13 protein-coding genes are annotated in these 13,036 nt (G+C 43.8%); all 13 read left to right on the top strand.

Annotated features, from left to right (window positions below; translation table 11 throughout):
• Positions 1–58 precede the first annotated feature (58 nt).
• The 13 genes from A8805_RS08755 (at position 59) to A8805_RS08695 (ending at position 13,035) form a co-directional block, all read left to right on the top strand.
• A complete protein-coding gene (locus tag A8805_RS08755; RefSeq protein WP_109710529.1) occupies positions 59–2,104 on the top strand; it encodes a DHH family phosphoesterase in 2,046 nt (681 codons plus the stop codon).
• A 1-nt stretch (position 2,105) separates the two neighbouring features.
• Positions 2,106–2,552 carry a 50S ribosomal protein L9 gene (rplI, locus tag A8805_RS08750; RefSeq protein ID WP_109710146.1) on the top strand — a complete coding sequence of 149 codons (447 nt, stop codon included), beginning with the start codon at positions 2,106–2,108 and terminating at the stop codon, positions 2,550–2,552.
• A gap of 52 nt (positions 2,553–2,604) precedes the next feature.
• Positions 2,605–3,954, top strand: a complete 1,350-nt coding sequence (gene dnaB / locus A8805_RS08745) for a replicative DNA helicase (protein WP_109710144.1) — start codon at positions 2,605–2,607, stop codon at positions 3,952–3,954.
• A gap of 66 nt (positions 3,955–4,020) precedes the next feature.
• Complete coding sequence (locus A8805_RS08740; protein WP_109710142.1) at positions 4,021–5,028, top strand: LacI family DNA-binding transcriptional regulator; 1,008 nt, start codon at positions 4,021–4,023, stop codon at positions 5,026–5,028.
• 263 nt (positions 5,029–5,291) lie between these two features.
• Positions 5,292–5,810: an RpiB/LacA/LacB family sugar-phosphate isomerase gene (locus A8805_RS08735; RefSeq protein ID WP_242992310.1), complete on the top strand. Its 519-nt coding sequence runs from the start codon at positions 5,292–5,294 to the stop codon at positions 5,808–5,810.
• Positions 5,807–6,370, top strand: a complete 564-nt coding sequence (gene hxlB, locus A8805_RS08730; RefSeq protein WP_109710138.1) for a 6-phospho-3-hexuloisomerase — start codon at positions 5,807–5,809, stop codon at positions 6,368–6,370. The genes A8805_RS08735 and hxlB (A8805_RS08730) overlap by 4 nt, the downstream gene beginning before the upstream one ends.
• A 235-nt stretch (positions 6,371–6,605) precedes the next feature.
• Positions 6,606–7,715, top strand: a complete 1,110-nt coding sequence (locus A8805_RS08725) for an autoinducer 2 ABC transporter substrate-binding protein (RefSeq protein WP_109710136.1) — start codon at positions 6,606–6,608, stop codon at positions 7,713–7,715.
• Between the two features lie 140 nt (positions 7,716–7,855).
• Positions 7,856–9,349 (top strand): sugar ABC transporter ATP-binding protein, encoded by a 1,494-nt coding sequence (locus tag A8805_RS08720; RefSeq protein ID WP_109710133.1) that lies wholly within the window; start codon positions 7,856–7,858, stop codon positions 9,347–9,349.
• Between the two features lie 17 nt (positions 9,350–9,366).
• The gene (locus A8805_RS08715; protein ID WP_109710131.1) at positions 9,367–10,389 is read left to right on the top strand and encodes an ABC transporter permease; all 1,023 of its coding nucleotides are present in this window, start codon (positions 9,367–9,369) and stop codon (positions 10,387–10,389) included.
• A gap of 2 nt (positions 10,390–10,391) precedes the next feature.
• The gene (locus A8805_RS08710) at positions 10,392–11,354 is read left to right on the top strand and encodes an ABC transporter permease (RefSeq protein WP_109710128.1); all 963 of its coding nucleotides are present in this window, start codon (positions 10,392–10,394) and stop codon (positions 11,352–11,354) included.
• 54 nt (positions 11,355–11,408) lie between these two features.
• On the top strand, positions 11,409–11,975 hold the full coding sequence (gene hxlB, locus A8805_RS08705; protein ID WP_330405900.1) for a 6-phospho-3-hexuloisomerase: 567 nt from the start codon (positions 11,409–11,411) through the stop codon (positions 11,973–11,975).
• Between the two features lie 386 nt (positions 11,976–12,361).
• Positions 12,362–12,691: a PadR family transcriptional regulator gene (locus tag A8805_RS08700; protein WP_109710126.1), complete on the top strand. Its 330-nt coding sequence runs from the start codon at positions 12,362–12,364 to the stop codon at positions 12,689–12,691.
• Positions 12,688–13,035, top strand: a complete 348-nt coding sequence (locus A8805_RS08695; protein WP_109710123.1) for a DUF1048 domain-containing protein — start codon at positions 12,688–12,690, stop codon at positions 13,033–13,035. Before A8805_RS08700 ends, A8805_RS08695 begins: the two co-directional genes overlap by 4 nt.
• The last annotated feature ends 1 nt before the right edge of the window (position 13,036 follow it).

Below are 13,036 nucleotides of genomic sequence, written 5' to 3'. Positions count from 1 at the left end.
TACATTGGCAGTAAGAGGATTGAAGTAACCATAGGAAGGTTATATGAGGAAGGTAAACATGAGTAAGAAGAATATGCGGTTAAAGGGACAGCTCAGAATGTATATGCAGTGGCCTATCATTATGACAGTACTGCTGTTCGCCATGAATATCTGGATGTACCAGATTGATAAGAAGGCGGGAATTATGATGTTTGTCTTTATCATAATTTATGTTGTGATTGTAGGACTTCTGTACTTTTATAACCGCTCACTGATTTTGGCTGATTTGATTCAGTTTTCTACCCAGTACAAAGGAATACAGAACACCTTGTTAAAGGAACTGGCAGTTCCATATGCAATCACTCTGGAGGATGGCCGTATTTTATGGGAGAATGACAGCTTTTCTGATATGGTCAGGGGACAGAAGCGGGAAAAATACCTGAGCAAACTGATTCCCGAACTGAACAGCGGAGTGTTTCCAAAAGCAGAGGCAGATCATGTTGAACTTGAAGTTGCCTACCGGGAAAGAAGCTATCAGGTAGAGCTTCGGAAGGTTTCCGTGGAGGGATTCAGTGAGGCAGAGCATCTGCTGCAGATTCCAAGCGACAAAGAGTATTTTATTGCTGTATACATGAAGGATGTAACAGAACTGAATGCTTATATTAAAGAGAATGAGGAACAGAGATTCATTGCGGGTCTGATTTACATCGATAACTATGATGAAGTAATGGAGAGCGTGGAGGAAGTCCGTCAGTCTCTTTTGGTTGCGCTGATAGACAGGAAAATTAACAAATATATCGGTGATGTGGACGGCATTGTGAAGAAGCTGGAAAAAGATAAATACTTTATTGCCGTCAAAAAAGAAAGCTACTTTAAGATAGAAACGGACAAGTTTTCTCTTTTGGAGGATGTTAAGCAGGTGAATATCGGGAATGCCCGTTCCGCCACCTTAAGTATTGGACTTGGACTTAATACAATGACCTATGCACAAAGCTATAATTATGCCCGTGTGGCAATAGATCTGGCTCTTGCCAGGGGCGGTGACCAGGCTGTCATCAAAGATTGCAAAGGAATTACATATTTCGGAGGCAAGAAGGAGCAGACAGCAAAGAACACCCGTGTAAAGGCACGTGTTAAGGCGGAGGCTTTACGCGAATTTATTGTTGCCAAGGACCAGGTAATTGTTATGGGCCATAAGATCGCAGATGCGGATTCCCTGGGGGCATGTATGGGGATTTACCGTGCGGCTGTGGAGCTGGAGAAGAAGGCTCATATCGTTATCAATGAGGTAACAAGCTCAGTTCGCCCGCTGTATGATGAGATTGCAGGGAGCCCTGCGTATGGTAAGGATATTTTTCTGAATTCGGAACAGGCCCTTGATTATATCTCAGATAATACTATGGTGATTGTTGTGGATACGAATAAGCCTCAGATGACAGAATGTCCGGAGCTTCTGAAGCGTTCCAGAACCATTGCAGTACTTGACCATCACCGGCAGAGCAGCACTGTAATTGAAAATGCCGTTTTATCTTATGTGGAGCCATATTCTTCCTCTACCTGTGAAATGGTAGCGGAGGTACTGCAATATATTGTAGATGATATTAAGGTTCCGTCCGTGGAGGCTGACTGCCTGTATGCGGGCATTATGATTGATACCCGTAACTTTATGAACCGTACAGGTGTCCGTACCTTTGAGGCGGCTGCGTTTTTAAGAAGATGCGGCGCGGATATCACACGTGTGCGGAAGATGTTCCGTGATGATATGGAATCCTACCGTGCCAAGGCAGAGGCAGTGCGGATGGCAGAAGTATACCGGGAAGAATATGCAATTGCACAGTGTCCAAGCAACATTGAAAGTCCTACGGTTCTTGCAGCCCAGGCAGCGAATGAGCTTTTGGACATCAATGGAATCAAGGCGTCTTTCGTGCTGACAGTATATGAGGGCAGGATTTATTTGAGCGCCCGTTCCATTGATGAGGTGAATGTACAGATTATTACGGAGAAGCTGGGAGGCGGAGGACATATCAATTCTGCCGGGGCCCAGTTTGACCATACAAATATGTTTGAAGCAGTAAACACTTTGAAAGAAACAATAGATCAGATGATAGAGGAAGGAGATATTTAAAATGAAGGTAATTTTATTACAGGATGTAAAAGCTCTTGGAAAAAAGGGCGAGATTGTAGATGTAAGTGACGGATATGCAAGGAATTTTATTCTGCCTAAGAAAGTCGGACTTGAAGCTAACAATCAGAATATGAACAACCTGCGCCTGCAGAAGAAAAAGGAAGAGAAGATTGCGCAGGATAACCTGGATGCGGCAAAGAAGCTGGCAGGAGAGCTGGAAGCAGGAAAGGTAGAGCTTTCCATTAAGGTAGGAGAAGGCGGAAAAACATTCGGTTCTGTATCCAGTAAAGAAATTGGTGCCGCTGTGAAAGATCAGTTGGGCCTGGAAGTGGATAAAAAGAAGATTCAGCTTAAGGATACGATTAAAGTACTGGGAACTCATGTTGTACCGGTTAAGTTACATCCGGAAGTGGTGGCTGAATTAAAGGTGGTTGTTACAGAAGAGTAATAAGTGGAATTATCTGTTCAGAACCATGAACAGATACAAGGGGAATTACTTTATGGAAATGGAAGCAGCAATTAAAAGAATACTTCCGCATAGTGAGGAGGCAGAGCGGGCGGTAGTGGGAGCCATGCTGATGAACAAGGATGCAATTATGGCTGCATCTGAGATTATCACCGGGCAGGATTTTTACCAGACCGCTTATGGGATTTTATTTGATGCCATGGTAGAGCTGTTTCATGCGGCAAAACCGGTGGACCTGATTACGTTACAGGACTATTTAAAGGGAAAAGATGTGCCGCCGGAAGTCAGTGGTTTGGAGTTTGCCAGGGATTTGCTCACAGGCGTTCAGACCTCTGCGAATGTGAAGCACTATGCGGAAATTGTGCAGGAGAAATCTACCCTGCGGAAAATGATTAAGATAAATGAAGAAATAGCCAATAACTGTTACTTAGAAAGCCAGCCGCTTGAAGTGATACTTGATAAAGCGGAGAAGGGTGTGTTTGAACTGGCAGCCCGGGGAAAGGCCCAGGAGTACACCCCTATCAAGCAGGTTGTGCTTAATGCTCTCGATGTCATTGAGAAGGCATCCAGGACAACAGGCAGCGTAACCGGTATTCCCACAGGATTTATTGATTTGGACTATAAGCTGTCAGGGCTTCAGCGCTCGGACTTAGTTTTAATAGCGGCCAGACCTTCTATGGGTAAGACCGCTTTTGTATTGAACATTGCCCAGCATGCGGCATTCAGACAGAATCTGTCCGTCGCAATTTTTAGTTTGGAAATGTCTAAGGAACAGCTTGTGAACAGGCTGTTCTCTTTAGAGTCTCATGTAGATGCTCAACTGCTGCGTACCGGTAATTTGAAGGACACAGATTGGGAAAAGCTGATAGAAGGGGCAGGCAGAATCGGGAAATCCAAACTGGTTATTGACGATACCTCCGGTATTTCTATTACAGAGATGCGTTCCAAATGCAGAAAGTATAAGCTGGAACTGGGCCTGGATTTAATTATTATTGACTACTTGCAGTTGATGAGTGGAAGAGGCGGGAAGAGTAATGAAAGCCGTCAGCAGGAAATCTCAGATATTTCCCGTTCATTGAAGGGACTGGCCAGGGAGTTGAATGTGCCGGTGATTGCCCTTTCGCAGCTGAGCCGTGCCGTGGAACAAAGAACCGACAAACGGCCTATGCTTTCTGACCTCCGTGAATCAGGGGCCATTGAGCAGGATGCCGATGTTTGTATGTTCATATACCGTGAAGATTATTATATACCGGATACTGAGGATAAAGGAATTGCAGAGGTAATTATAGCAAAACAGAGAAACGGCCCGGTAGGGACTGTCCGGCTTGCATGGATGCCGCAGTATACCCGGTTTGGAAACGAGCTGCGTCAGGAAGAGCATTAGACGGAATGTTCTTCTGAAAAGATGCAATAACATTTTATGAAACTGGCAAAATAGGGGGCCTGGAGAATGTCAAATATTACAATTAAAGATATTGCACAGTATGCAGGCGTATCAAAAGCAACAGTATCCCGGGTATTAAACCACCCTCAGGCGGTTGATGATAAAACAAGGGCCATTGTCCAGAAGGTAATAAAAGAAAAGAACTACAGGCCTTCCGTGACCGCCAGAAACCTGTCCAAGCGTAAGTCCAGTACAGTAGGTGTAATCTTACCTAAGGTGGATAATGTATTCTTTGGTGAAGTGCTTCGCGGGATGATACATGTGGCCGATAAAAATGAGCTTACTGTTATGTGTTTTAACTCAGATGACAGCAAAAAGAAAGATTTGCAGACTTTAGAGATTATAGAGGACCACCGGGTAAGGGGACTGATCTATGTTCCGGCAGTACCCTATGAGAAAAAGGAAGAGCGGAAGGCTCTGAATAAGCATTTGAAAGCCCTGGACGCACCCGTAGTCATTATGGACAGAGATATAGGATTACCTGTGGACGGTGTGTTTTTTGATGATTCCAAGTCAATGTACAATGCAACAAAGTACGTTATTGATGCAGGGCACACAAAAATTGCCATCATTAACGGCACACAGGAAAGAGTTCTTGCAAGGCAGAGGCAGGAAGGGTTCAGCAGGGCTTTGGAAGAAGCGGGGATTACGGTTCCTGAGGAATATATCATGCTGGATGACTACAGTATACAGAGTGCATACAGGATGACAAAGAATATGATGAAACTCCCGGTACAGCCCACCGTAGTAATCACATGCAACAATGACACAACAAAAGGCTTTCTGGAAGCAATATATGAAGGCGGAAAGTCCATTCCAAAGGATTATCAAAATGTCTCCCTTGATAAGCTGGAGATGCTGAATATCCTTGGAATTCCCTATAGTTACATAGAAAGGGATGCTTACCAGATGGGGAAAAAGGCAATGGAGCAGCTGATTAACCGTATTGCATTTCCGGATAAATCTTACCGCCATATTATTATTGAATCTCCATTCATCAAACAAAGCTTATAAAAATGAAAAAGAGACCATCGGAAAACTTTTGTGCACATTTCACAATGTAATTGTGGAATGTGCCAATTGTTCCCGATGGTTTTTTGTATGATATTATGAATTTCGAAAATGTGAATTTAAAACGTTGACAAATAGAAATAAGAGGATGTATATTTATCATATGCTGAAACCGGTTTCAGTAAAATAATGTCGATTAATGACGAAAAATGCTTGAAAATACGGCTATTATTAAAGATAAAAATTTGATAAAATAAAGCGGTTACATGAAATGGGTGAGTTTTCAGGATGGAGGAAAGATGAAGATTATCATGGGAGCGGACCCGGCAGGGTTTGATTTGAAAAATGCAATAAAAGAAAATTTACTAAAAAAGGGTTACGAGATAACGGATATTGATCCGGATAGTCCCGTACTTTTTCAGGAAGTGGCGGCGAATGTAGCACGCGGAGTACAGAGTAAAGAGTATGAAAGAGGTATTGCCATATGCGGTACCGGAATGGGTGTCAGTATTATATGCAATAAACACAGAGGAGTCTATGCGGCGCTGTGTGAAAGCCTGTACCAGGCAAGAAGAGCAAAGACAGTAAATAATACAAACGTACTTTGTATGGGCGGATTTATCATAGGCAATGAAATGGGAATTGAGATGGCGAATGCGTGGCTTGAGGCTGAACATATGTCGGGGCTTACGACAGAAATGGCAAAGATTGTGGAAAAAGAATACGATGAATTAGTTGAATTTGAAAAAAGCGTATATTCAAGTGAGGGAGAAGAAAGACTATGAAAGACAGATTTAAAGAATTATCAACGGCCGCATTAAAGGAACTTACAGCAGTGTTTGACAGAATGGATGATTCTAATGTCAGAGATTTCCTGGAACTTATAAAGAAAAGCGAGCGTATTTTCCTGCTGGCAGCAGGAAGAGAAGGACTTGCTACCAAGGCATTTGCCATGAGGCTGATGCACCTGGGAAAAAAGTCTTACTGGATTTGGGATGATACAACACCTTCCATCGGGACGGGAGATTTGATGATATGTGCCTGTGGTTCTGCCGATGTAGGACATGAGAACTATGTGGCACAGATGGCAAAAGATAACGGAGCCACGCTGGCACTGATTACACCATCCAATACAGGTTATATCATTCCGATTTCGGATTTGGTAGTAAACCTGCCCGCAGCAGCCTATAAGGCGGCAGGTGAATTTGTACCATCAGAGCAGTTGATGGGAAATCTGTTTGAGCAGGCCCTTTTCATCTTTTACGACATCTTAGTAATGATGTTACAGGAGGAAACAGGGGTCAGCAAGGAAGAGATGACAGGCAGACACCGTAATGTGGAATAAGGTTACAGTTTACACCCTAAGGGTGCGCACTGTAACGACATCCAGCCCATTTGAGTCGCCTGGGGCGAGGGGCTGGATGTCATAAAGCCGATACTTTAATGGCTCCGATGCCGTGCAGCGGGATGCACGGCACGGTCTAAACAGCAACTGAATAAGGTCGGCAGTATAAAAACCCATAATGGGCCATGCAAGAGGCATGGAGCGATAATATAAATTTCAAAAGGAGGAAGAAATTATGAAAAATCTAAAAAAGTTTATCGCAATCATGGCAGCGGCAGCTATGACATTTTCATTGGCAGCCTGCAGCAGTGAAAAAACCACCACGTCTTCTGATACAAAGAAGACAGAAGAGTCTGCTTCTGAGGACAACAAAGGCGGTGATTTGTTTGATATTGCAAATTACAAATCAGACAAAGACAAGTCAGAGTGGACAATTGCAGTTGTTACGAAAGACAACACAGCAAACTGGTTCAAACGTATGGAAATCGGCGTGAATGAGTTCGGAGAAGAGACAGGCATTAACGTGATTCAAAAAGGGCCGGCTAATGCAGATGCTGCTTCTCAGGTACAGGTTATTGATGACTTAATTAACCAGGGTGTGGATGCTCTCTGCGTTGTGCCGATTGATCCGGGTGCAATCGAAGCATCTCTGAAAAATGCTATGGAACAGGGTATTGTAGTTATCACTCATGAAGCTTCCAACCAGAAAAACACACTATTTGATACAGAGGCATTTACAGCAAAAGATTTTGGCGCTGCAATTATGGATGCCCTTGCAAAAGATATGGGTGAAGCAGGCAAATATGCGATGATGGTTGCTTATACAACATCTACAACCCATATGGAGTATGCAAATGCCCAGTACGAGCAGCAGCAAAAAGAATATCCGGATATGGAGCTGATCAATGGCGGAGCGATCCCATCTGCTGAGTCAGAAGAATCTATTGATACTTCTTACGAGAGAGCAAAAGAGCTCCTGAAAACAAATCCTGACCTTAAAGGCTTTACAGGGGTTGCATCTACAGACTGCCCGGGTATTGCCAAGGCTGTAGAGGAATTAGGACTGGATGTAAAGGTTGTTGGTGTAGGTACACCGAACGAGTTTAAGCCTTATGTTGAGTCAGGCACAATTTCCACAATTAAACTGTGGGATCCGAAAGATTCAGGATATGTTATGTGTAAAGTAGCATCTATGATTCTTGCAGGAGAAGAAGTTGGTGAGGGAACTGACCTTGGCATCGAGGGATACAACAGCCTCCAGTTAGTTGAGGGCGACAACAGATGTCTGATTGGACAGGCTGACCTTACAATTACAAAAGACAATATCAATGATTATGATTTCTAAAAAATAAGAATCGCACATCTTACATGCGTGTGAGATGTGCGGTTTTTTCCAAACTGAGGCAACGTAAGTAAAACAATCCTTAGCTTTCTGCCGGGGATTTTACTTACCGGCCCCGGAAGGAAATAGAAAGGCAGGGTGATATGATGGAAAATGAGAACATCCTTTGTGTAAAAGGAATTAAGAAATCATTCGGCGGTGTTCATGCCCTCAGGGGTGTGGACCTGACAATCAGGCGGGGGGAAACGCATTGTCTGGCAGGGGAAAACGGTTGTGGAAAGTCTACAATCATCAAAGTCATATCTGGTTTCTATAAACCAGATGCAGGTACAATTGAGGTAGATGGAAAAGGATACCCTGTTATGACACCCGCAGAGGCCATTAAGGCCGGAGTCCAGGTTATCTATCAGGATTTTTCCATTTTCCCGAATCTGACAGTCATAGAGAATCTGGCGTTTAACCAGGTGCTTGCAAATAAAAAGAAATTAGTAAATAAAAAAGAGTTCCGAAGAATCGCAGAAGAAGCAGTAAAGAAAATTAAATTTGATGTGGATCTGGATGCTCTTGTTGAAACACTTCCGGTTGCTGATAAACAGCTGATTGCTATTTCAAGAGCGCTTCTTGATAATGCAAAGCTGATTATCATGGATGAACCTACAACGGCACTGACAAAACGAGAGGTAGACCGCCTCTTTGAAATTGTTACAGATTTGAAGGAAAACGGGGTTACTATTTTATTTGTATCCCATAAGCTGGAAGAAGTGTTTGAAATATCTGACAGCATTACGATCTTAAGAAACGGTCAGAATGTCATTAGCTGCCCTATGGAAGAAATGACAGAGGAAAAGTTTGCACATTATATGACAGGACGGCATTTTGATACACAGGTTGTAAAGGAAGTAAACGAAGAGAAGTATGGAGACGTAGTTCTGGAAGCAAGGAATCTTACGGCGCCGGGATTTGAAGATGTGAGCTTTGAACTGCATCAGGGAGAAATTCTGGGAGTTACCGGACAGCTTGGTTCCGGGCGTACGGAACTGTCACTGTCACTTTTTGGATTGCTGCAGCCGACAGGCGGACAGATTCTTGTAGAAGGAAAAGAAGTGCATATTAAGAATGTATCTGTGGCTCAGAAATTAGGGATTGCTCTGGTTCCTGAAGACCGTCTGACCGAGGGACTTTTCCTGCCCCAGTCCATTATCCGGAATATAACTGTAAGCAGAATGGATAAGCTGGGAAATAAGATGGGTATTTTAAGCAGCAAAAAGGTTGTGGAAGAGTCGGCAAAATGGGTGAAGGATATCGGAGTGGCAACGAAGAACCATGAATTCCCGGTACAGACGCTTTCAGGCGGAAATCAGCAGAAAGTAGTTCTGGGAAGATGGCTTGCAAACCATCCGAAAGTACTTATCCTGAATGGGCCTACCGTTGGAGTGGATATCGGAGCTAAGTATGATATACACAAGCTCCTGCGTGAACTGGCGGCGGAAGGCATGGCAATCATTGTTGTTTCTGATGATGCTTCAGAAGTCATCGCTACCTGTGACCGGGCGTTGGTTATGCAGGCGGGCAGAGTGACAGGGCGCTTATCTGCAAAAGAGTTGGATGCAGCGACACTAGCACAGGCAACGGTATAGGAAGGGGGGAATTACAGATGAATAAGTTTTTTAAGAAGGCAGTAAAACAGACAGAATTCTATGTATTTCTCATTATCATAGTATTATCTCTGGTAATTCAGGCCAGATCCGGTCTGTTTTTTGCAAACAATAATATAGTAGATTTACTCCGTTCCATGATTGTTCCATCCATTTATGCAATCTGTGCACTTCTGGCATTTGTCAGTACAGGGCCTGATGTGTCCTTTCCTATGATTGCGGCGCTCAGCAGCTATCTTGCATTGACTGTGACCAACAGGCTGGGGCTTGGCGGGGCACCGTGGATTATTACATTTATTATCGGTATTCTGTTTGGATGTCTGATGGGGGCATTAAATGGAGTTATTATCGTAAGATATAAGTTTCCAAGCCTTATTGTAACTCTGGGAACCAGTTCTATTTTTAGCGGAATTCTGCTTGGTGCATTTGAAGCGGAAAGAATGGACCTGCCGCAAAATCTGGCAGCCTTCGGAAAGGCTTCTCTGCTTACAGTTAAGAATGCAAAAACAGGCCTGGGTTCGACCTTGCCGATGACATTTCTGATTATGATTGTTCTTTACATTATCGCTTACCTTGTACTGAACAAGACGATAATGGGGCGCGGCGTATATGCGGTGGGAGGCGATGAAGTATCCGCAGAACGGGCGGGGTTCAATGTGAAAGGAATCCGCTTTGGGATTTTTGTTGTAAATGGAGGTGTTGCGGCTGTTGCCGGACTGTGCTATGCAGTGATGTCTATGAGATACCTGCCTACTGAGTACGCAGGAGGCGAGATGATTGTTATTGCGGCAATTATCCTGGGAGGAACCAGAATGACAGGCGGTATCGGTACATTAAAAGGGTGCCTTTTAGGTACACTGCTTCTGACGATGGTATCCAACAGCCTCATACTTCTTGGAATTTCAGTATACTGGCAGAGAGTGTTTATCGGAGCAATTATTATTATAGGTACTGCAATCTCTGCAATACAAAGTCATGCTGGAGTTAGAGTAAAGACCAGGTTGAAGAAGGAGGCAGCATAATTATGAAAAAGATGGACAGTAATATCAAAAGATTACTAATAATACTTGTTGCTTTTATTATAATAGCCTGTGTAACCAAACCGGTGGAATTTATTAAAATCGGAAACTTCCAAACGATGGCAAAGCAGCTTTCAGAATATGGATTGATGTCAATTGGAGTTGGAATCTGTATGATTTCAGGCGGAATCGACCTGTCAACGGTTTATATCGCGAACTTATGCGGTATTCTGGCGGGTATTACGATGCAGGATGGGGGTAATGTACCTCTTGCAATACTTGTCGGGCTGGTAGTTGGAATCATTTGCGGAAGCTTCAACGGATTTTTGGTATCCTACCTGAGAATACCGGCTATGCTGGCTACCCTGGGAACTTACCAGTTGTTTATGGGAATTGCAATTCTTGCCTCCAAGGGAAGTACGGTCAGCGGGATTCCGGAAGCATATACATCCTTCGCCACTACGGCCTTGTTCGGATATATACCTCTCTCATTCGTTGTATTTCTTCTTTTGATTCTTGTAGTTACCTTTATTATGAGCAGGACGAAGTTTGGCACCCGGGTTTATCTTGTAGGTACAAATGAACGGGCAGCAAGGTTTGCCGGCATTCATTGCAATGCAGTACTGGTACGTACTTATATGCTTTCAGGTTTGTTGTCCGCGGTGGCAGGTCTGCTGAGTCTGGCGCGGATCAATTCTGCAAAAGCGGATTTTGGAAGCAGTTATACGATGCAGAGTATTTTGATTGCAGTTTTAGGCGGTGTAAATCCAAATGGAGGGTTTGGAACTATCCCGGGTATTGCAATCGCAGTTGTGATCTTGCAGATGATGTCTTCTTATTTAAATATGTTTCCGGGCATCAGCAATTACTACAGAGATTTAATCTGGGGCATTGCGTTAATCGGTGTCCTTATCATTAACTTTACCCTTGATAAGAGGAGAACTCAAAGATTGAGTAAGATCAGCTAAAGCCCACTGACGGGGCGGAAATAGAAATATGTTTGCAGGAGGCGGGTGAAATAGTTGGATAAGCAGCAATACGAAAAAATGAAGAATATTGTAATTGAGGAGTGCCGTAAAGCTTTGGATGCGGTTGAACCGGAGAAAGTACAGACTTATCTGGAAATAGTCGCAGGTGCAGAAAAGGTGTTTTTTGTGGGGGTGGGCAGAGTATTGTTGTCACTGGAAGCGATTGCAAAACGATATGCCCACCTTGGTATACATTCGGTTGTGGTAGGGCAGATAACAGAGCCGGCCATTACGAAGAAGGATGTCCTGATTGTAGGATCGGGAAGCGGAGAGACACTGTATCCCGCAGGAATTGCCAAGAAAGCAAAAACAATTGGTGCAAAGGTAATTCATATAGGAAGCAACCCCAACAGTTCTCTAAAAAATGTCGCAGATCTGTTTGTGCGTATTCCCGTTGAGAGCCGGGCGAAAATGGAAGATGAAATCCATTCCGGCCAGCCTATGACATCCCTGTTTGAGCAGGCGCTGCTGCTGTTTGGAGACACAACAGCGATGATGATGATAGAGGAGAGAAAGATTGATATCGGCAGCTTGTGGGAGTATCATGCAAATTTAGAATAGATAGGAATAAGTTAAAATAAGCGGATGATAGTAATTAGCAGCTATCATCCGCTTCAGATTGTAAACAAAGTTATTTATATCTTGAAGCATTGTATATTGTAATGATAAATATACAGTGCTTCTTAAATTATATGAGATAGACAATAGCATGGCGCAAAGGCGTACAGGATATGACGCAGCCTGCTGCTACGGCGTACAGCGGCGCTTATGAAATGCTGCTGAAAGCCTGTGGCCGCAGTTACCCTGCTTACCGTATAGCATCTTGCGTCTTAGATGAAGTTTTTTATCAGAGTAAACGCTATTGACAAATCGACTATTACGTGATATTATATAGCGGTAGTAAGTAATACTTCATACCGGTTTTACAAAATAGCAAAGGAGGGATTATGCTGGAGAACCTAACCGAAATGCTCAAAGGCGTGCTTGAGGGCTGCGTCCTTGAAATTATAAGCCGCAAAGAAACCTACGGCTACGAAATTACGCGGCGGCTGAACGCCCTCGGCTTCACAGATGTTGTTGATGGAACGGTCTACACTATCTTGGTGCGCCTTGAAAAAAACAATCTGGTGGACGTAGAAAAAAAACCGTCCGATATGGGGCCGCCGCGTAAGTTTTTCGCACTCAATGACGCAGGGCGCGAGGAGCTGCGGAGGTTTTGGGAAAAATGGGAGTTTGTTGCCTCAAGAATGAACGAGTTAAAGGAGAGGAAATCATGAATTTTTGGGAAATGATCACAGGCAGCGATATGACGAAAGAAATGAAAGCTTTTGAATTGCGAGCCAAAAAGCTGCCTGCTGATTATCAAGCAGCATGGGAAGAAATTATGGCCAATCTTTGTGCGCACGCAGATTTCACTGGCCGCAACCTTATGCCGATTATTGACGGTGTGCTTGGCCTGCTTGAAGAAGCGGCGGCAGACGGTCAGAGTGTCCAGGAGGTTTTGGGCAACGATATCAAAGGCTTCTGTTCCGCGCTGGCCGGCGAAGAAGGGGCAAAGTCTATTCGCGACAAGTGGCGCGAGCAACTCAACAATACTATCGCTAAGAAATTAGGCAAATAGG

Source organism: Faecalicatena contorta (assembly GCF_003149105.1).
GTDB classification, from domain to species: domain Bacteria; phylum Bacillota; class Clostridia; order Lachnospirales; family Lachnospiraceae; genus Muricomes; species Muricomes contortus_C.
Note: the sequence above shows the minus strand (reverse complement) of the source record. Positions and strands in the feature narration are given on the sequence as shown.